This is a genomic window from Microbacterium sufflavum (assembly GCF_023091155.1).
Classification (GTDB): domain Bacteria; phylum Actinomycetota; class Actinomycetes; order Actinomycetales; family Microbacteriaceae; genus Microbacterium; species Microbacterium sufflavum.
Window position 1 is genome coordinate 2382923 of the sequence record NZ_JAHWXK010000001.1, and the last position, 19278, is coordinate 2402200.

General features: G+C 70.5%; 18 protein-coding genes. 13 read left to right on the top strand and 5 right to left on the bottom strand.

The window, feature by feature from the left end; genetic code table 11:
* The first annotated feature begins 14 nt into the window (after nt 1-14).
* From KZC56_RS11500 to KZC56_RS11545, 10 genes are read left to right on the top strand one after another with little or no spacing between them, the layout of a single operon-like run.
* Nucleotides 15-1022: a 3-oxoacyl-ACP synthase III family protein gene (locus tag KZC56_RS11500; protein WP_136029889.1), complete on the top strand. Its 1008-nt coding sequence runs from the start codon at nt 15-17 to the stop codon at nt 1020-1022.
* Complete coding sequence (locus KZC56_RS11505; protein WP_247638600.1) at nt 1019-2188, top strand: glycosyltransferase family protein; 1170 nt, start codon at nt 1019-1021, stop codon at nt 2186-2188. The genes KZC56_RS11500 and KZC56_RS11505 overlap by 4 nt, the downstream gene beginning before the upstream one ends.
* The gene (locus tag KZC56_RS11510; RefSeq protein WP_247638601.1) at nt 2181-3359 is read left to right on the top strand and encodes a hypothetical protein; all 1179 of its coding nucleotides are present in this window, start codon (nt 2181-2183) and stop codon (nt 3357-3359) included. The genes KZC56_RS11505 and KZC56_RS11510 overlap by 8 nt, the downstream gene beginning before the upstream one ends.
* A gap of 28 nt (nt 3360-3387) precedes the next feature.
* A complete protein-coding gene (gene wecB, locus KZC56_RS11515) occupies nt 3388-4452 on the top strand; it encodes a non-hydrolyzing UDP-N-acetylglucosamine 2-epimerase (protein WP_136029883.1) in 1065 nt (354 codons plus the stop codon).
* Nucleotides 4453-4501: 49 nt separating this feature from the next.
* Nucleotides 4502-5812: a nucleotide sugar dehydrogenase gene (locus tag KZC56_RS11520; protein ID WP_247638602.1), complete on the top strand. Its 1311-nt coding sequence runs from the start codon at nt 4502-4504 to the stop codon at nt 5810-5812.
* 59 nt (nt 5813-5871) lie between these two features.
* Nucleotides 5872-7008 (top strand): UDP-galactopyranose mutase, encoded by a 1137-nt coding sequence (gene glf, locus KZC56_RS11525; RefSeq protein ID WP_136029879.1) that lies wholly within the window; start codon nt 5872-5874, stop codon nt 7006-7008.
* A gap of 10 nt (nt 7009-7018) precedes the next feature.
* Entirely contained in the window at nt 7019-7810 is a 792-nt protein-coding gene (locus KZC56_RS11530) for an ABC transporter permease (RefSeq protein WP_136029877.1), read from the top strand.
* Nucleotides 7810-8916, top strand: a complete 1107-nt coding sequence (locus tag KZC56_RS11535; protein ID WP_168387290.1) for a hypothetical protein — start codon at nt 7810-7812, stop codon at nt 8914-8916. The genes KZC56_RS11530 and KZC56_RS11535 overlap by 1 nt, the downstream gene beginning before the upstream one ends.
* Nucleotides 8913-9449 carry an NUDIX hydrolase gene (locus tag KZC56_RS11540; protein ID WP_247638603.1) on the top strand — a complete coding sequence of 179 codons (537 nt, stop codon included), beginning with the start codon at nt 8913-8915 and terminating at the stop codon, nt 9447-9449. Before KZC56_RS11535 ends, KZC56_RS11540 begins: the two co-directional genes overlap by 4 nt.
* On the top strand, nt 9449-10183 hold the full coding sequence (locus KZC56_RS11545; protein ID WP_136029875.1) for an ABC transporter ATP-binding protein: 735 nt from the start codon (nt 9449-9451) through the stop codon (nt 10181-10183). Before KZC56_RS11540 ends, KZC56_RS11545 begins: the two co-directional genes overlap by 1 nt.
* A gap of 39 nt (nt 10184-10222) precedes the next feature.
* Here the strand turns inward: KZC56_RS11545 and KZC56_RS11550 are convergent, their stop codons facing one another.
* From KZC56_RS11550 to KZC56_RS11560, 3 genes are read right to left on the bottom strand one after another with little or no spacing between them, the layout of a single operon-like run.
* Nucleotides 10223-10831 carry a hypothetical protein gene (locus KZC56_RS11550; protein WP_247638604.1) on the bottom strand — a complete coding sequence of 203 codons (609 nt, stop codon included), beginning with the start codon at nt 10829-10831 and terminating at the stop codon, nt 10223-10225.
* Between the two features lies 1 nt (nt 10832).
* Nucleotides 10833-11795, bottom strand: a complete 963-nt coding sequence (locus KZC56_RS11555) for a glycosyltransferase (protein ID WP_136029870.1) — start codon at nt 11793-11795, stop codon at nt 10833-10835.
* Nucleotides 11792-13702 (bottom strand): glycosyltransferase, encoded by a 1911-nt coding sequence (locus KZC56_RS11560; protein WP_136037059.1) that lies wholly within the window; start codon nt 13700-13702, stop codon nt 11792-11794. The genes KZC56_RS11555 and KZC56_RS11560 overlap by 4 nt, the downstream gene beginning before the upstream one ends.
* 148 nt (nt 13703-13850) lie before the next feature.
* Between KZC56_RS11560 and galE the strand changes: the two genes are divergently transcribed.
* Nucleotides 13851-14840 (top strand): UDP-glucose 4-epimerase GalE, encoded by a 990-nt coding sequence (gene galE / locus KZC56_RS11565; RefSeq protein WP_136029866.1) that lies wholly within the window; start codon nt 13851-13853, stop codon nt 14838-14840.
* 15 nt (nt 14841-14855) lie between these two features.
* Here the strand turns inward: galE and KZC56_RS17815 are convergent, their stop codons facing one another.
* Nucleotides 14856-16154, bottom strand: coding sequence for an O-antigen ligase family protein (locus tag KZC56_RS17815; protein WP_136029864.1), 1299 nt, complete (start codon nt 16152-16154; stop codon nt 14856-14858).
* Entirely contained in the window at nt 16151-17566 is a 1416-nt protein-coding gene (locus KZC56_RS11575) for an O-antigen ligase family protein (protein WP_136029863.1), read from the bottom strand. The genes KZC56_RS17815 and KZC56_RS11575 overlap by 4 nt, the downstream gene beginning before the upstream one ends.
* Nucleotides 17567-17634: 68 nt before the next feature.
* On the opposite strand from KZC56_RS11575, the gene manA reads away from it, so the two are divergent.
* Both manA and KZC56_RS11585 read left to right on the top strand, forming a co-directional pair.
* Entirely contained in the window at nt 17635-18762 is a 1128-nt protein-coding gene (gene manA / locus KZC56_RS11580; RefSeq protein ID WP_247638605.1) for a mannose-6-phosphate isomerase, class I, read from the top strand.
* Nucleotides 18763-18912: 150 nt separating this feature from the next.
* The gene (locus tag KZC56_RS11585; protein WP_136029858.1) at nt 18913-19230 is read left to right on the top strand and encodes a WhiB family transcriptional regulator; all 318 of its coding nucleotides are present in this window, start codon (nt 18913-18915) and stop codon (nt 19228-19230) included.
* Nucleotides 19231-19278 lie beyond the last annotated feature (48 nt).

Sequence of the window (19278 nt, forward strand, 5' to 3'; positions counted from 1 at the left end):
CGTAGACTGGGGGCATGGGTGCCCGCATCGCTGCCGTCGACTACTACCTGCCCGAGGCCGTCCTCAGCAATGAGGATCTCTCCCGAGAGTTCCCGGAGTGGAGCGTCGAGAAGATCTCCGGCAAGACCGGGATCGACCGCCGCCACATCTCCGGTCCCGACGAGTTCTCGTCCGACCTGGCCATCGCGGCAGCACGACGTCTGTTCGAGCGCGACGGCATCGACCCCCAGTCGATCGACTACGTGATCCTCTGCACGCAGAGCCCCGACTACTACCTCCCCTCGACCGCCTGCATCGTGCAGGACGCCCTGGGCATCCCGACCTCGGCGGGCGCGACCGACATCACGCTCGGCTGCTCCGGCTACATCTACGCCCTGGGCCTCGCCAAGGGCCTGATCGAGTCGGGCCAGGCGGCGAACGTCCTGGTCGTCACGGCCGACACGTACACGAAGTTCATCAACCCGGCCGACAAGTCCGTGCGCACGATCTTCGGCGACGGCGCGGCCGCGACCCTCGTGACCGCGGACGGCTCCGACACCTCGCTCACCGCCATGACGTACGGCACGGACGGCTCTGGCGGCAAGAGCCTCATCGTCCCGAACGGGGGTCTGCGCGCGGGCGCTGCGCTCCAGCCGAAGGCCGACACGGCCGTGCGGGAGCTCGTCGCCTCGGGCTATGACCTGTACATGGACGGCCCCGACATCTTCAACTTCACCCTCCGCGTGGTGCCGGAGACGGTCGAGGAGATCCTCGCCAAGGCGCAGCTGGAGCAGGATGACATCGACCTGTTCGTGTTCCACCAGGCGAACGCCTTCATGCTCGAGCACCTGCGCAAGAAGCTCAAGGTGCCCGCCGAGAAGTTCTTCGTGTCGCTCGCCGAGTCCGGCAACACGGTGTCGTCCACCATCCCGATCGCGCTCGCCGACGCCGAACGCCAGGGCGCCCTGGTGCCCGGTATGCGCGTGATGCTCCTCGGCTTCGGTGTCGGTCTCTCCTGGGGTGGGCTGGTCGCGACGTGGTGAGCGCCTCCGCCCCGCGCCCGACGCTCCTCATCCTGTCCTTCGTGCCGATCGACGGTGACCCGCGCGTCATCAAGCAGGTGCGCCGCTTCGTCGACGAGTACGACGTGACGACGTGCTCGCCCGGCCCGTCGCCGCACCCCGGCGTCACGCACGTCGAGATCCGTGGCGACCTCCCGCCCAAGCAGGACATCGTGACCAGGGTGCGCGACGAGTTCGCGCGGCGGACCGAGGGGTTCCGCCGGATGTACTTCCAGTCGCCCGGCGTGCTCGAGACCATCCACCTGCTGCGCGGGCGGCGCTTCGACGCGGTGATCGCCAACGACGCCGAGACCGTGGGCGTCGCGTGCCGGCTCTTCGGCGCCGAGCGCGTGCACGCCGACCTGCACGAGTTCTTCCCGGACATGGGCTTCGAGGACACGCCGCTCGGCCGTCGGCACCAGCGCTACTGGTCGTGGATGACGAAGCACCTGGTGTCGCAGGCGCACTCGTCCACGACGGTCGGCGGCGAGATCGCCAAGCGGTACCACGAGTACGGCCTCCAGCCCGGGGTGGTGACGAACTCGACGCACCTGCGCGACCTCCCGTACCGTCCCGTGGGTTCCGCGATCCGGCTCGTGCACAGCGGCAACCCGTTCCACGAGCGCAGCCTCGGCGAGATCATGCGTGCGGTGGCGGCGTCCCCGGTCGAGGTCACCTTCGACCTCTACCTCACGTGGCAGCCCGAGAAGACGCGCTCCGAGTTCGTGGCGCTCGCCGAGGAGCTGGGGCCGCGGATCACGGTGCACGACCCCGTACCGCAGTCCGTGCTCATCGAGACGCTCAACGAGTACGACCTCGGCATCCACATCCTGCAGCCGGTGAGCACCAACAACGTGATGGCACTGCCGAACAAGTTCTTCGACTACGTCCAGGCGCGCCTCGGCATCGTGGTCGGCCCGTCGGTCGAGATGGCGCGCATCGTGCGCGACCATGGCCTCGGCGTCGTCACGGACGGCTTCGACGAGGCATCGATCGCCGCGACCATCGATGCGCTCACCCCCGAGCGCGTCGACGGGTTCAAGCAGGCCGCAATGCGGGCGGCCGATGCGCTCTCCGCGGAGCGGCAGGTCGAGGTGTGGGCGCGGGCCGTGGAGGAGATCGTCGCCGGCTCGGCGGGCCGTGCCTGACCTCGGAGCGCGGGCGTATCGCCTCGCGCAGAAGCTGGTGCCCTCGTCGGTCGCGGGGTATGTGCTCCCCGGGCACGTGCGCCAGTTCCGCGAGACCGGTGTCACCGTGGCCAGCGACGCCCCGCGGCGACTGCTCATCGCGCCGGTGAACTCGGCGGGGCAGGGGTACGCGTGGGCGCGCGCCGCCGAGACGCTGCCCGGCGTCGCCGCCGCCAGCGCCATGTTCCGCGGGGGTGACGACGTGTTCGGGTTCCACGCCGATCACCTCATCCCCGCGACGGCACTGGTCGGCAACGCTCGCTGGCGCCGGGCGCAGCACCGTGCGATCCTTCAAGGCTTCACGCACGTGCTGATCGAATCCGGGCGGCACCTCTCCGAGCTCGACGGCGACCCGCTGGAGCTGGTGCGAGAGCTGCAGGCGGCGGGGGTCCGCGTGGCGCTCGTGTGGCACGGGAGCGACATCCGTCTCCCGAGTGCGCACGCCGCGCGCGAGCCGGACTCGCCCTTCCACGGTGATCGCTACGCCGGGACAGCCGTGCTGGAGGAGATCGCCGAGCGGCACGCGCGCTTCGCAGAGGCCGCCGGGGTGCCCGTGTTCGTCTCGACTCCGGATCTGCTGCCGTTCGCGCCGGGTGCCACCTGGCTCCCCGTCGTGGTGGATCCGCGATCCTGGGCCGCGGCGGGGGACCGCCCTGCGCTCTCCGGCGACGGGCCACTGCGCGTCGTGCACGCCCCGTCGAGCGCCGGCCTGAAGGGCAGCGACCGCATCGCCGCAGCCGTGCAGCGGCTCGAGGCCGAGGGGCTCATCGAGTACACCGAGGTCAGGGGCGTCCCCGCCGAGCGGATGCCGGAGCTGTACGGCGGCGCCGACGTCGTCCTCGACCAGTTCCTCGCCGGGGCCTACGGCGTCGCGGTCTGCGAGGCGCTTGCGGCCGGTCGCCTGGTGGTCAGCCATGTGTCGGACGACACCCGTGAGGCGGTGCGCGCGGCCAGCGGACACGAGCTGCCCGTGGTGCAGGCCAGGGCAACGGAACTGGAGGGCGTGCTGCGCGAGGTCGCCGCGAATCGCGCGCGCTCTGCGACGCGAGCCGCCGAGGGGCCGGCGTTCGTGCGCGCGGTGCACGACGGGACGATGTCGGCGGAGGCGCTGCGGCCGTTCCTCGACGCGTGAGCCGCCGGGCTCCGTAGAGTAGATGCTCGTGAAGATCGTCAGCGTCGTCGGCGCGCGCCCCCAGTTCGTCAAGCTCGCCCCGATCCACCATGCCGCCCGCGCGGCCGGGGTGGAGCACGTGATCGTGCACACCGGACAGCACTACGACCCGCTGCTGTCTGACGTGTTCTTCGAGGATCTGGGGATCGGCGCCCCCGACGTGCACCTCGGCGTGGGCAGCGGCTCGCACGGCGTGCAGACCGGAGCGATGCTGGGTGCCCTCGACGCGGTGTTCGACGAGCACCGCCCCGACTGGGTGCTGGTGTACGGCGACACGAACTCGACCGTGGCGGCGGCGCTGAGCGCGGTCAAGCTGCACATCCCTGTGGCGCACCTGGAGGCGGGGCTGCGCAGCTTCAACCGTCGCATGCCGGAGGAGCACAACCGCGTGCTGACCGACCACGCCGCCGACCTTCTTCTCGCACCGACGCAGGTCGCCGTCGACCACCTCACGCGCGAAGGGCTGGCCGAGCGCACCGTGCTGGTGGGCGATGTGATGACCGATGTGCTGTTCGACGTGCGCGACCGTGTCGCCCGGCGTGCCGCCGACGAGGGGGAGCGCCTGGACGCCGCCGAGGGGGAGTACTACCTGGCGACGATCCACCGCGCCGAGAACACCGACGACCCGGCGCGGCTGCGGCAGGTGGTCGAGGCCCTGGCGGGGCTCGACCGTCCCGTCGTGCTGCTGGCCCACCCGCGCGTGGTGGCCAAGGCGGCCGCGCACGGCATCGACCTCGACCGCGGCTCGCTCACCTCCCGCCCGCCGCTCGCCTACCCCGACCTGATCGCGGCCGCGGCGGCGAGTGCCGGTGTGGTGACCGACTCGGGCGGGCTGCAGAAGGAGGCGTTCCTGCTGCGCGTGCCGTGCACGACCGTGCGCACCGAGACGGAGTGGGTCGAGACGGTGGAGCTGGGCTGGAACGTGCTCGCGAACACGCGCGAGGAGATCGCGGCGGCCGTGACGCGTCCTCGACCGGCGGTCACGGACGCGGCACCGTACGGCGACGGGCACGCCGCCGAGCGCGTGATCGCGGTGCTGTCCGAGCGTCGCTGAGGCCCACCCGCGAGGAGCCGGGTACCCGCGCCGGAATATACTCGAACCCATGCGTATCGCCGTCGTGGCCCTCGGAAAGATCGGCCTGCCCCTCGCCGTCCAGTTCGCCAGCAAGGGACACGACGTGGTCGGGGTCGACGTCAATGCGGCCCTCGTCGACAGCGTCAACCGGGGCGTCGAGCCGTTCCCCGGCGAGGCGCAGCTGCAGGAGAAGCTGACGGCGGCGCTCGAGGCCGGACGGCTGCGGGCGACGACCGACTACGCGGAGGCGATCCCCGGGGCTGATGCCGTGGTCGTGGTCGTGCCGCTGTTCGTGAACGAGGAGACCGCGGAGCCCGAGTTCGGGTGGATGGACGCGGCCACCCGCTCGCTCGCCGAGCACCTGACCCCCGGCACGCTGGTGTCGTACGAGACCACGCTGCCGGTCGGGGTGACGCGCGGCCGCTGGAAGCCCCTGCTCGAGGAGGTCTCCGGGCTGCGCGAGGGGGAGGACTTCCACGTGGTGTTCTCCCCGGAGCGTGTGTTCTCGGGGCGGATCTTCGCCGACCTGCGCAAGTACCCCAAGCTGATCGGCGCGCTCTCCGACGAGGGGGCCCGCCGCGCCGTCGCGTTCTACGAGTCGGTGCTCGACTTCGACGAGCGTCCCGACCTGCCGCGCACGAACGGGGTGTGGGACCTGCAGAGCGCCGAGGCGGCCGAGATGGCCAAGCTCGCCGAGACCACCTACCGCGACGTGAATATCGGCCTGGCGAACCAGTTCGCCCTCTTCGCGGGTGCCAACGGCATCGACGTGTACCAGGTGATCGAGGCGTGCAACTCGCAGGTCTTCAGTCACATCCACCGCCCCGGCATCGCGGTGGGCGGCCACTGCATCCCGGTCTACCCCAAGCTGTACCTGTCGACCGACCCCGACGCCGACATCGTGCGCACGGCGCGCGAGTTCAACGAGTCGATGCCAGAGCGCCTGGTGGCTCAGGCCGAGGGCATGCTCGGCGACCTGTCCGGACTCCGGGCGGTCGTGCTGGGCGCGGCGTACCGCGGCGGGGTGAAGGAGACCGCGTTCTCCGGTGTCTTCCCCACCGTCGAGGCACTGCGGCGCCGCGGCGCCGAGGTGCGCGTGCACGACCCCCTGTACACGGACGACGAGCTGCGCGCCCTGGGACTCGAGCCCTACGCGCTCGGGGAGGGCGTCGACCTCGCGATCGTGCAGACCGATCACGCCGAGTACCGCACGCTCCGTCCCGTCCAGCTGCCGGGCGTGCGGCTCCTGGTCGACGGCCGCGCCGTGACCGACGCGGAGGCCTGGGCCGGCACGCCGCGCATGGTCGTCGGCGCCGGCCGCGCCGCCGCCACGGTCTGACGACCCGCGACCGGGCGCCGCGGCTGAAGCTCCCAGCCGCGCGCCGATACGATTGAGGCATGGATCTTCTCGTCGTCGGGTCGGGTTTCTTCGGCCTCACCATCGCTGAGCGTGCCGCGGAAGCCGGCCGCAAGGTGACCGTCATCGACCGCCGCCCCCACATCGGCGGCAACGCCTACAGTGAGGCGGAACCCGAGACGGGGATCGAGGTGCACCGCTACGGGGCGCACCTGTTCCACACGTCGAACGCGACCGTGTGGGAGTACGTCAACCGCTTCACCACCTTCACGAACTACGTGCACCGGGTCTACACGACCCACAAGGGCACGGTGTTCCCGATGCCGGTGAACCTGGGCACGATCAACCAGTTCTTCCAGGCGGCCTACACGCCGGACCAGGCGCGGGCTCTGGTGAAGGAGCAGGCGGGGGAGTTCGACGTGAAGTCCGCCGCGAACTTCGAGGAGAAGGGCATCGCGCTCGTCGGCCGTCCGCTGTTCGAGGCGTTCTTCCGCGACTACACCGCCAAGCAGTGGCAGACCGACCCGCAGAAGCTGTCCGGCGACATCATCAGCCGCCTGCCCGTGCGCTACACGTACGACAACCGCTACTTCAACGACACGTGGGAGGGCCTGCCGACCGACGGGTACACCGCGTGGCTCGAGCGCATGGCGGACCACCCCCGCATCGAGGTGAAGCTCGGCGTCGACTACTTCGACGAGGCGCAGCCGCTGAACAAGAGGGCGACCGTCGGCCAGGTGCCCGTGGTCTACACGGGGCCGGTCGACCGCTACTTCGACTACGCGGAGGGCGCCCTGAGCTGGCGCACGCTCGACTTCGAGCAGGAGGTGCTGAACGTCCGCGACTTCCAGGGCACCAGCGTCATGAACTACCCCGACATGGACGTGCCCTACACGCGCATCCACGAGTTCAAGCACTTCCACCCGGAGCGCAAAGACGTCTACGACTCCGACAAGACCGTCATCATGCGCGAGTTCTCCCGCTTCGCCGAGCGCGAGGACGAGCCCTACTACCCGGTGAACACGCCGACCGACCGCGAGGGGCTGCTGGCCTACCGCGAGCTGGCGAAGGGCGAGAAGGACGTGCACTTCGGGGGGCGTCTGGGCACGTACCAGTACCTCGACATGCACATGGCCATCGGGTCGGCGCTGTCGCTCTGGAACAACACTCTCTCCTAGACTCGGAACCGTGAGTCACGCTGCTGTCGGGGCGCCCGGGACGCCCCGGCGCTATCTGCATTCGCTGTGGCTGCTGTCCGCCCGCGACCTGAAGGTGCGGTACGCGACGAGCGCCCTCGGCTACCTGTGGTCGGTGCTAGATCCGCTGGTGATGAGCGCCATCTACTGGTTCGTGTTCACGCAGGTGTTCCATCGGAGCGTGGGCGAGGACCCGTACATCGTGTTCCTCATCGTGGCGCTGCTGCCGTGGGTGTGGTTCAACACCTCGGTGTCGGATTTTACGAGGGCGTTCAAGAAGGATTCGCGTCTCGTGCGCTCGACGGCGATCCCGCGGTCGATCTGGGTCAACCGCATCGTGCTGAGCAAGGGCATCGAGTTCCTGTTCTCGATCCCCGTGCTGGTGCTGTTCGCGGTGTTCAGCGGAGCCACGGTGAACGTGATGCTGCTGTGGTTCCCGGTCGCGCTCCTCCTGCAGATCATGCTGCTGGTCGGGCTCGGTCTGCTGGTCGCGCCGCTGTGCGTGCTGTACACGGATCTGGAGCGGACGACGGCGCTGATCCTCCGCGCGCTGTTCTACGCCTCGCCCGTCATCTACAGCTTCGAAGACCTCCCGGCGCCCTTCGACGTGATCGGGGCGTTCAACCCGCTCGCCGGGATCTTCACGCTCTACCGCGTGGGCTTCTTCCCCGATCTGTGGGACCCGATGCCGGTGATCGTGAGCGTCGTGATGTGCGTGGTCATCCTGGCGCTCGGCGTGTGGACGTTCCGGAGCCTCGAGCGCCCGGTGCTGAAGGAACTGTGATGTCTGCGGCTGCACGCGTGCTCATCGCTGAGCTCGACGCGCCCGCCCAGGCGGCGCTCTTCGACGGGGCTGCCGATGCGCGGGAGGCGATCACCGAGCTGACGGGGATGCTCCGGATCGGCATGCTCGTCTCCAGCGAGATCCTGGTGACCGACGCCATGCTGCTCGACGGGGCGTACTTCCTGACGCTGGGTCCGGACGGTGTCATGCGGGAGCTCGGCGCGACGCCGGGACGGTATCCCCTCACGATCACGGGCGTGCACCCGACGCTGCGCGAAGGTCTGGATGCTCGGCTCGCGAACGACGCGTTCCACTGGTCGCTTCCCGCTCTGCGCGGTGCGGTCGGGATTCCGGCGGAGGTCCGCCGCGGGTGGGACGAATGGCTGCGGTTCGTCGAGACGGGGATCATCCGGTACGAGCAGCAGACGGGTGGCGACGCACCCTTGCGCACGGGCACCCCGCCGGCCTCGTCGCCGGAGGCGCTGCGCGTGATCGCCGACGCGCGACTCGACGAGGTACGGTTCCGCAGCGTGGCGTGGCAGCGCATCGAGGCGCTCCCGCTCGCGGAGGCCGATCGGGAGGCGGTGCGTCGCTGGTGGGGCGACGCGTACCTGCGCATGATCGCGGAGAACGCGGGAGCGGACTGGGTGACGTTCGGTGCCGAGGCCGACGGGCACCTCGCTCGCGCCGCGCACGACGTGGAGCTGCCGCTGTCGACGACGCTGGTCGCGTGGGCGCGGGAGTCCACCCCCGCCACGATCGCGGTCGCCTGGGACGCCTCTCATCGTCAGCGGCACCGCCTGCGCGAGCGGCCGACGTGGTCGCGCATGCGCGGGCTCGCTTTTGCCGCCACCCAGGTGACGGCCGTGTCGTCGCGGGGCTTCGTGCTGCTGACGTCGATCGCGAAGCTCGTCATCGCGCTCTGCGTGGTCGCCCTCGCCGTGCCAGGCCTCGGGCTCGGCTCCGTGGACAACGTCTGGACCTGGGTGGCCTTCGTCGGCGCCATCGCCACGACCGTGCCCTTCGACTCGCTCGGTGCCCTCAGGGAGCTTCTCGTCCGCGATCCGCAGGCACGGTTCGTCCTGCACAGGGGAGCGCGCTCATGACCGATGGATTCACCCCGGTGTACGCGAGCTCCGACGGGCTCCCGGTGCGGCTCGAGGCCGCCGCGCGGCGCGCCGCCGACGGGTCCGCCTACACGCACCACCGCCTCGTCGTCTCCGACGGGCGAGCAGGAGCGGTGATCGTGGCCCGCGACGCGGATCGGCTGCTGCTCGTGCTGAGCGCCCGGGAAGCCGCGGAGGCCGAGCTCTGGGAGCTCCCTCGCGGGGCGGGAGAAGCCGATGAGACGGCCGCCGAGACCGCCCTCAGAGAGCTGCGGGAGGAGACCGGCCTGCGCGGCCGCGACCCGCAGGTGCTGGGGTCGTACGTGACCGACTCGTCGATCTTCCCGCAGGAAGTCGCCGTCGTGGAGTGCCGCATCGACCAGGACGCGCCGGCGACCGTGCCGGACGGGGAAGTCTCCGACCGGCGCTGGCTGCCGCTCGCGGAACTGGCGCATGCCGTGCAGGACGGGACGATCCGTGATGCCCACACGCTCGCGGCCATCGCCGTCCTCTCATCGAGGGGGGAGCTGTGATGTCCGCGGCAATCGAGGTACAGGGGCTCGGCGTCCGTTTCCGCCGCAACCGGAGGGGGCGGCGCAGCTTCAAGGACCTGTTCAGCGGGGCATCGCGCCGTTCGCGCCCCGGCGAGTTCTGGGCGTTGCGCGACGTCTCGTTCACGGTGCAGCCGGGGGAGTCGATCGGTGTGGTCGGCCGCAACGGACAGGGGAAGTCGACGCTGCTGCGCTTGGTCGCCGGCGTGCTGCTCCCCGATGAGGGGTCGGTGCATGTCAACGGAGGCGTGGCGCCGCTCATCGAGATCACCGGCGGTTTCGTCGGTGATCTGACGGTGCGGGAGAACGTGCGTCTCACCGCGGGTCTCCACGGCATGTCGCGCGACGAGGTCTCGCGCCGCTACGACGACATCATCGCGTTCGCCGAGCTCGCCGGCTTCGAGGAGACGCCCTACAAGCACCTCTCCAACGGCATGAAGGTGCGGCTGGCGTTCTCTGTCGTGTCACAGCTCGACGAGCCGATCCTCCTCGTCGACGAGGTCCTCGCCGTCGGTGACAAGGCGTTCCGCGACAAGTGCTACAAACGCATCGACGAGCTGCTCGCGGAGGGGCGCACGCTGTTCTTCGTGAGCCACAACGAGCGCGACCTGCGCCGGTTCTGCACGCGCGGGCTGTACCTCGACAAGGGCGCGCTCGCGCTGGACGCACCGATCGGCGAGGTGCTCGACCGCTACAACGCCGACTACGCGGTCTGAGCCTCCACGCCCGCACGGTCGGGGCGAGGTCGCCGGGGCTCAGAGGCCGACGAGGCTCCGCAGGCTCTGCGCCGCCGTGCGCGCGGCATCGACCGCGCCGGCGGTGTTCCCGCCGTCGGTGATCGCCGTCCGCAGCTCGCTGAGCCGCTGCGTGTACGAGGCGGTGCCGTCGCGCCAGCTGTCCGCGATCGACGACGGTGCCGGGAGGTCCGACAGGCGTCGCGCGTCTTCCTGCAGCGTGTCCACCACGGGCAGTGCGTCCTGACCACTCGCGCCCGCGACGATGTCGAGCCCGCGCAGCGCGTCGGCCAGCGGCCCGGAGACCTGTCCGCGGAAAGCCTCCACGGTGGGGTCGACGACCGGCGGCTGCGTCACGATCGGCGTCTGGCTCGGCTGCGGGCCCGCCGTCGGCGTGGCCGTGGGCGTCGGGGTCTCGGTCGGCGTGGGGGTCGAGCTCGGCGAGGGCGAGGCGCTCGGTGCCGGCGTCGGCCCGTCTCCGCGAGGCAGGAGGAAGAACAGCAGCGCACCGATGATCGCGAGGGCGAGCACCGAGAGGCCGACGATCAGCCACACCCGCCCCTTGCGCTCAGGGGTGGGCGGAAGCGGGGCCCAGCGGAGCTCCGGCTGCGGTTCCTGCGGATCGGTCACGTCATGCCTCCAGAGGGGTCATCGGCTGCCACGACCGGTCGCGGCCCACGCGGCCGCCGTCGCGGATCCCGCGGAACAGGTTGCTCGTGCCCCGCACCGTGCGCTCGACGAAGACGAGCCGGATGAGCTCCTTCGCGAACGTCGCCGCGGTGCCGAGGCCGAACAGCACAGGGTTGTACACGCCGTGGACGCGGTAGTACTGCTTGATGAAGCCGCGGTTGCGCATGATGTAGTACCGGTAGGCGTTGCTCGACGCGTTCATGTGCCGGATGCCCATGTCCCACTGCTTGATCTCGCGCGTGCGACGCAGCACGAACTCGTCCACGATGACCGCCGTGGTCAGGCGCGAAGCCAGCCAGCCGTACATCTGGTCGTCCCAGTAGATGAAGAACCGCGGGTCGGGCAGACCGATCTGCTGCACGATCGAGCGGTGGATGAACATGCCCTCGAAGCAGCCGCTGTTCATGTGCTTGTAGCCCGACTCGTCGAAGCCGGCCGGGGCGAACGGGATCGGGATGCCCATGCGCTCCGCGATGCGGTACTGCCAGTAGAACTCGCTGCCGTCGTAGTCGTACCGGCGGCCCTGGATGCTCTTGAAGCGCGGCGCCCAGCGGCCCATCCTGGCGAGGCCGTCCGGCAGCACCTCCACATCGTCGTCCATCATCCAGATCCACTCGGACCCGAGCTCGTACGCGGTGCGCATGCCCTCGCTGAAGCCTCCGGACCCGCCCGTGTTCGTCTGCAGGCGCCGGTACACGATCTCGGTGCCGATGTCGTCACGGAACGACTCGACCACGTCGGTGGTGTCGTCGGCCGACGCGTTGTCGATGATGACCACGCGGCCCGGCTTCGGGTCCATCGCGGTGATGCTGGTGAGCAGCCCGGACAACAGGTGCGAACGGTTGAAGGTGACGATGACGATGGTCGCTGCGGTGGGGTCGAATGCAGCGGGGGCCGCGGTCATGCCTTCTCCTCGAAGATCTGCTGCCAGGACTGGGGGGAGACGAGATCGGGCATCGCCTCGCGGTAGCGCGCCCGCAGCTCCGGCCACCGGCGCCGGAGCTCGGCGTGCAGCCGGACGCTCTCGCGCAGCATGCGGCGGTACTGGCGGCGGTCGCGCGTGTAGATGTTCTTTCCGGAGCCGTCGGCCGTGCTCACCAGCACGCTGTCGAAGGAGGGGACGCGCCACCACTGGGCATCCTCCTTGCCGAACTCGGCCTCCGGCTGCACGACGTTCGCCGGGTGCGGACGGTGCATCCAGTGCGACACCAGCGTGGTCAGCGTGAACCAGCGCAGCCGCAGACCGGTCGGGTTGTCGAGGTCGTTCTTCGACACCTGCTTGTACACCTGGCGCCCGCGACGCGAGTAGAGCACGCGCGACGGGTCGCGGTGCACCACGGTCTCGGGGAACTCGGCGGCGAGGGCCCGCGCGGCGGGCATCGCGGTACGGATGTTCCGGCGCATGTGCTCCGGCCCCGACAGCACGTCGCGCAGCGCCCTGGCACGGAGGGCGACCGGGTAGTACTGCATCATCATCAGGTGCTTGAGGTCGACGCGCCGGCTGTGCCGGAGCAGGCGACCTCCGCGCGGGACCTCCGAGTGCAGGAGCCCGGCGACGATGCGGTTCCTGGCATGGAAGTAGGCCTGCCAGTCGATCGTGTCGTCCTTGTTCACCCAGGAGACGTGCCACAGGGCGACGCCCGGCATCGAGACGGTGGGGAATCCGGCCTCCCCGGCGCGCAGGCAGAACTCCGCGTCGTCCCATTTGATGAATGCGGGGAGGGCGAGGCCGACCGCACGGACCGCCTCGACCGGGATGAGGCACATCCACCAGCCGTTGTAGTCGGCGTCCATGCGCATGTGCAGCAGCGTCGACTGGCGCAGGTTCGACACCCCGAAGTCGTGCGGCATCTGCTCCTGGTACAGGTTGCGCCACATGAACGGCGCCTGGTCGACCACCTCGGCCCACCCGTGCAGCTTGGGCCGGTCGAGCAGATCGAACATGTGGCCGCCCACCAGCACGGGCGTGGTCGCGTACTGTCCGAACACGATCGACCGGCGCAGCGACTCCGGCTCCAGGCGCACGTCGTCGTCGAGCAGCTGCACGAAGTCGCTCTCCGGGCGCTGCAGCGTCTCGTGCATCGCCCTGGCGAAGCCGCCGGAGCCGCCCAGGTTCGGCTGCCGGATCACCTGCAGGGTCTCGCCGAGGCGTTCGGCGACGTCGTCGTAGCCGTCCTGCTCCTGGACCAGCTGCGTGCCCTGGTCGACGAGGAAGATGCGGTCGACGAACTCGAGGGCATCGGGCGAGGCGGCCAGGGCGCGCAGCGTCTCGACGCAGTAGTCGGGCTTGTTGAACGTGGTGATCCCGAGCGAGGCCTTGCCGGTGCGGGCCGGCTCGTGCTCGGTGGTCCACTCAGCGCCCTCCAGCACGGCGGGCTTCTCGTCGGCGACCACGTCGAACCAGATCCATCCGCCGTCGCTGTACTGCGTCAGCGCCAGGTCGAACGACGTCGTGGCCTCTCCGGTGACCTCGCGTGTGGCGACCCGCTGGCGCACGCCGCTGCCGTTCGAGCGGTAGACGAGGATCGTGGCGGGTCCGGTCGTGCGGACCGTGAGCTGCACCTCGCGCACGCTCGTCCAGTGCTGCCAGTACGACGCGGGGAAGGCGTTGAAGTAGGTGCCGAGGGAGACGCGGCGGCCGGCGACGATGCGCGCGCGGTGACGGCCGAGGATGTTGCCCAGGTGCGCCCTGTTGGACACCCGGACGGGCTCGTTCTCGATCACGGACCAGGTCTCGGGGTCGGCGTAGAGCGGGAGCAGGTCGGGGTCGCGATCGAGCGGGAAGACGACATTCTGAAGGACGTGGGCCACAGGGAGGTTCTCCGATGTTGGTGTCGCGGGACGCCGCCGGTGGGCAGCGCGCGACTCGACGAGCAGTGAGTAGCCTACCGTTCGTCACCTCGGGATCCGCGGAGAGCCTCCCCGGTCGCGCCCAGCCCGCCTGGTTAGACTGACCGCGATGAAGGTACTGATCACCGGCGGCGCCGGCTACATCGGATCGACCGTGGCGACGGCATGCATCGAGGCCGGGATCGAGGTCGTCGTGCTCGACGACCTCTCCAAGGGGCTCGAGGTGTTCGGCGACGGACGCAACCTCTACGTCGGCGACATCGCCGATCACGCGGTGCTGGACCGGCTGCTGGCCGACCACCCCGACATCGACGCCGTCGTCCACTGCGCGGCGCGCGTGGTCGTGCCGGAATCGGTCGCCGACCCCCTGGGCTACTACGACAGCAACGTGGGCAAGACGATCGTGCTGCTGCAGCGGCTGCGCGACGCGGGCGTCCCGCGCGTCGTGTTCAGCTCCTCGGCCTCGGTGTACGCGGGGGAGTCGGGTGACGGCGTCGACGAGAGCGGTGCCCTGGCGCCCGCGAGCCCCTACGCGACCACCAAGGCCATGGTGGAGCAGATCCTCGCCGACGCAGCGGCCGCCGGCGACTTCCGGGCGATCGCGCTGCGCTACTTCAACCCGATCGGCGCCGACCCCCGCCTGCGCACGGGACTGCAGAACCCCACGCCCTCGCACGCGCTGGGCAAGATCATGCAGGCGCACGCCTCGGGCGAGCCCTTCACCATCACCGGCACCGACTGGGCCACGCGCGACGGCTCCGGGCTGCGCGACTACGTGCACGTCTGGGACCTGGCTCTCGCGCACGTCGCCGCGGTGCAGCGGTTCGACCGCGTGGCCACGCCCGACGAGCCCTACCAGGTGATCAACCTGGGCACGGGCGACGGCGTCACGGTGCGCGAGCTCGTGCAGGCGTTCGAGCGGGTCACGGGCGAGGTGCTGCCGGTGGTCGAGACCGGCCGACGCCCGGGCGACCAGGCGGGCGCGTACGCGATCGTCGACCGTGCCGCCGCGGTGCTGGACTGGCGCGCCGAGCGCTCGGTCGACGACGGTGTGCGCGATGCACTGGCCTGGTCGGAGAAGCTCCGCTCGCTGCGCTGACTTCCGGCGCGGACCCTAGCCCTGGGGGCGGAGGGTCGGGATGGCCCCGGTGTGCGCGGCGTCGATGTTCTCGCGCCATGAGCGGGACTGCCCGGCGCGCAGGGCGCACAGCACGAGCAGGAACCAGCCGGCACCCACCAGCGTGAAGCTCTCGAACATCGAATCGACGGCGAGCGTCACGAGCGTGATCGGCGTCCACGCGTAGACCACGGATCGGCGCACGCTCGCCACCAGCCAGGAGCGGATGAGGGCGACTCCTCCCAGCAGCAGGAACAGCACGAGGCCGGCCGTGCCGAGCTGCAGCAGCACATCGAAGAACGCGTTCAGCGCGCTCTGGTGGTGCTCGCCCAGCTGGAAGTTGATGAACGTGAACGGATACTCCCCGCGAGCCCAGTCGCCGAACCAGCCCCACCCCGTGATCGGCTTGATGGACACGAAGTCGAGGATCATGTTCCACAGGGTCGCCCGCATCGAGAAATCGGAGCCGGCGTCCAGCAGCGCGATGATCTGGTGCCGCAGCGCGAACGCCACCGCCAGGGCGAGGGCGACCAGCGCCCCGAGGCCCCACTGGACCATGGTGCGACGCGCGGGGGAGGTGTGCCGCACGATCGTGAGCGCCACCGTCACGATGCCGACCGCCACCGCCAGGACGAGCACCGTCGGCGAGGAGGACAGGAACGCCAGCCCGCCGGCGAGGGCGATCGACACGACCGCGAGCGGCGGGTCCACCGACTGCGTGCGCCACTCGATCACGAAGGTGATCAGCGCGATCACGGCGATGAAGCCGAGCATGTTGCGGCTGCCGAAGACGCCCTGCACCGGTCCGCCGAGCGCGAGGTCGCCCTGCACGCCGAGGAACGAGAACGGGATGTCGAGCAGCACGCCGGACAGGATCTCCACGCCCAGCGAGAGCGTCAGGAGCACCCGCAGCGCGTCGCCCAGCGCCCGCACGGTCTGGAGGGTGTCGCGGATGTGGCCGACCGTGATGGCGAGGAACGCGAAGCCCAGCAGGGAGAGCCAGCCGAAGAACGTGTCCGAACGATCGGTCGTCCACACCAGGCTCACCAGTGCCCAGCCGAGGAACGCGATCAGCGACGAGGGCGCGAGGCGCAGCAGCGACAGCTCCTCGCGGCGCACCCAGAGGATCGCGGCTCCCAGCACGCAGAGCAGCGTGACGATCGTGGCGAGGGTGACGGGAGACGTCATCCGCTCGATCAGGAACGAGCCGAACACCGCCAGCAGCACCGCAAGCGTGAAGGCCCGCGCGAACTCCGCCGACCCGAGGAGCCGGGTGATCGTGCGACCCGGCGTCACGGCACCCGCCGCTGCGTCGTCCCGCGCTCGAACACGAGGTCGCGCTCACCCACGCCCACGAGCGGCACGGACTTCAGCTTGAACGACAACAGGACCAGCAGCAGCCAGCCCCACAGCATGATCGGCGTGGACTCGGTCAGGCCCTGCACGAGCAGCACGATGGTGTAGAGGCTCGGCAGCAGGGTGATCGGCGAGAACGGTCGGTGCGCGTCGAGGTCCCACCGCGGACGGTCGACCGCGAAGAACCAGGAGCGCCACAGCAGGCTGCCGTAGGCGACGGCCATCAGCACGACGCCGAGCACGCCCAGCTGCAGCAGCACGTCGAGCCACATGTTGTGCGCGTGGAACACCGTGATGCCGTGGTCGACGATCCAGTGGTCGAACGCGGGATCGCTCGGCACCCACGGGCTGGAGAAGCCGTTGCCGAACAGGGGGTGCTCGCCCGCGCGCTCCAGGACCTTGGTCCAGATCTTCTCCGAGCGCCCGGTCAGGTCGGCGCTGCGGCCGAGGAGCGACAGCAGGGGCCCGCGCAGCAGCCAGACGGCGGCCCCGACGATCACGGTCGAGCCGATGGCGACGACGTACACGCGCGTGCGGGCGCTCGGGGTCGACGCCCGCCGCATGACCAGTGCCACCACCAGCACCACCACAGCGGCGCCCGCGCACACCAGCGCCGTGGCGGAGGAGGTGCGCAGCAGGAAGTAGGCCGCGAGGATCATCCACAGCGCGAGGGTGGTGCGCCACCGCGCCCGTGCCGCGAACAGCACGCCGAACGTGATGAGAGCGAACAGCGACACGATCGCGAGCAGGTTCGCGTTGCCCACGATGCCCTGGATGCGGCCACCGTCGAACAGGTTGTCGCGCACCCAGTACCACTGCGGGTCGATCTCGCCGTCCGGCAGGTCGACGAAGTTCGGCAGCAGGGGGCCGTGCAGCACGAGGGACACCCACAGCTCGAGGGCGAGCGACAGTCCGAGGATCCACTTGAAGGCGGAGGACAGCGCGCGCACGATCTCGTGCCAGGTGAGCACGTGCGCGATGAAGAGGCCGTTCACGGTGACCGCGGCGAGCAGCAGCCCGGTCGCGATCGTCGGCCCGCGCCACTGCGACCATGCCACGGACACCAGCGCGAGTGCGGTGTAGCCCAGCGCGGCCCACGGCAGGCGTCGCCAGCGGAAGGGCTGCGGACGACGACGCGCGAGCATCGGGATGCCGATCGCGAGGGTCGCGACGGTGAAGAGTCCCAGCACGGCGGCGGCGCCGACCACGCCGAGCAGGTTGTAGACGGCGGAGTGCGCGAAGGCCACGAAGAGCACGAGGATGACGTACCCGCGCAGCAGCAGGTGCCCCGTCGACTCGCGCTCCGGCGCGGTGGGAAGGGGGGCCACCGGGTGCTTGGTGTACTGGGCCATCGCGTTCAGGCTACCGCGACGGACGCGCGGCGATCCTGAGCGCCGCAGCGGGGCTCTACGCTGGGGGCATGCTGCTCGCGCTCACGAACGCCCCCCGCGACTACGCCTGGGGATCCGAGACCCTGCTGGCCGATCTGGAGGGGCGCACCCCGACGGGCGCACCGGAGGCCGAGGTGTGGTTCGGCGACCACCCCGGCGACCCGGCGGAGGTCGTGGGCGACGGCACGCTCGACCGCGTCACGGGCGGCACCCTGCCCTACCTGCTGAAGCTGCTCGCAGCCGGGAGCCCGCTGTCGATCCAGGTGCATCCGACGATCGAGCAGGCGAAGGCCGGGTGGGCGAAGGAGAGCGCACGGCCCCTCGACGACCCCGAGCGCAACTACCGGGACGACAACCACAAGCCCGAGCTCATCGTCGCGCTGAGCGAGCGCTTCGAGTCGCTGAGCGGACTGCGCCCCGTCGCCGAGTCGCTCCGGCTCCTCGACACGCTCGCGCCGGGACCGGGGGTTTCCCGGCTCCGGGAGCTCCTCCAGCAGGAGTCCGACCCGCTGGGCTCCGCGATCGGCTGGCTGCTCGGCGGCGACGCCCAGGCGGAGGTCGACGAGATCACGGCCGCCGTGATCGCCGCGGCCGCGGGCGAGGCGGGGGAGTGGACCGAGACGGTGCGGGCGGTCGCCGGCATCGCGGGGCACTACCCTGGCGACCCCGGCGTGGTGGTGGCGCTGCTGATGAACCACGTCGTGCTGCGCCGCGGTGAGGGCGTGTTCCTGCGGGCCGGGCTGCTGCACGCCTATCTCTCCGGTCTCGGTGTGGAGATCATGGCGGCGAGCGACAACGTGCTGCGCGGCGGACTGACCCCGAAGCGCATCGACGTCGCCGAGCTGCTGCACATCCTCGACACGACGACGGGCGAGGTGCCGGTGCTGCGTCCGCAGGACGGCCAGGCGATCACCGAGTACCCGGTGCCCGTGCCGGACTTCGCGCTGCGGCGGGTCGCGCTGGACGGCGAGCCGGTGACGCTCGCGGTGGACGGCCCGACGATGGTGCTCGCGACCTCGGGTGCGGTGCGGGTGGCCACGGCGACGGGGGAGGAGCTCACGGCGGCGGTCGGCACGGCGGTGTTCGCGGACGCCGAGGAGCGCACGCTCACCCTCGGTGGTGCGGGCGAGGCGTTCGTGGCGACGCCCGGGCGCTGACACGACCGCGACACGCCGACGGGCGTCCATGAACCTTCAAGAATCCGTTGAGGGTTTACGATCCGCGACTTGACCCGAGCGAATCACACCGGTGTAATTAGGTGAGCACGGCCCGCCAGGGGGGCGGTTTTTGAAGGGTTGGAGGTCGACATGACGGGTTACCGTTCCGATGTGCCGGAGAACTGGTTCGTCGATCCGGTCAACCTCGGTGTTCCCGGGGTTCGCCGGTCCGACCCGGACGACGACAACGCCCTCGCCTGGCAGAGCGACGCGCTCTGCTCGCAGACCGACCCGGAGGCCTTCTTCCCCGAGAAGGGCGGCTCGACGCGAGACGCCAAGCGCATCTGCACCGCGTGCGACGTCCGTGGCGAATGCCTCGAGTACGCGCTGAGCAACGACGAGCGCTTCGGCATCTGGGGCGGTCTCTCCGAGCGCGAGCGCCGCAAGCTCAAGCGCCGCGCCAGCTGAGGCGATCACGCCGCGCGGCTTCGCGGGCGCGCCGGGGTCCCTGACCCG

Coding starts and splice junctions, on each gene's coding strand:
- KZC56_RS11500 (WP_136029889.1), top strand. CDS start 15: ATGGGTGCCCGCATCGCTGCCGTCGACTACTACCTGCCCGAGGCCGTC.
- KZC56_RS11520 (WP_247638602.1), top strand. CDS start 4,502: ATGCGTATCGCCGTCGTGGCCCTCGGAAAGATCGGCCTGCCCCTCGCC.
- glf (WP_136029879.1), top strand. CDS start 5,872: ATGGATCTTCTCGTCGTCGGGTCGGGTTTCTTCGGCCTCACCATCGCT.
- KZC56_RS11535 (WP_168387290.1), top strand. CDS start 7,810: ATGTCTGCGGCTGCACGCGTGCTCATCGCTGAGCTCGACGCGCCCGCC.
- KZC56_RS11540 (WP_247638603.1), top strand. CDS start 8,913: ATGACCGATGGATTCACCCCGGTGTACGCGAGCTCCGACGGGCTCCCG.
- KZC56_RS11545 (WP_136029875.1), top strand. CDS start 9,449: ATGTCCGCGGCAATCGAGGTACAGGGGCTCGGCGTCCGTTTCCGCCGC.
- KZC56_RS11555 (WP_136029870.1), bottom strand. CDS start 11,795: ATGACCGCGGCCCCCGCTGCATTCGACCCCACCGCAGCGACCATCGTC.
- galE (WP_136029866.1), top strand. CDS start 13,851: ATGAAGGTACTGATCACCGGCGGCGCCGGCTACATCGGATCGACCGTG.
- KZC56_RS11575 (WP_136029863.1), bottom strand. CDS start 17,566: ATGGCCCAGTACACCAAGCACCCGGTGGCCCCCCTTCCCACCGCGCCG.
- manA (WP_247638605.1), top strand. CDS start 17,635: ATGCTGCTCGCGCTCACGAACGCCCCCCGCGACTACGCCTGGGGATCC.
- KZC56_RS11585 (WP_136029858.1), top strand. CDS start 18,913: ATGACGGGTTACCGTTCCGATGTGCCGGAGAACTGGTTCGTCGATCCG.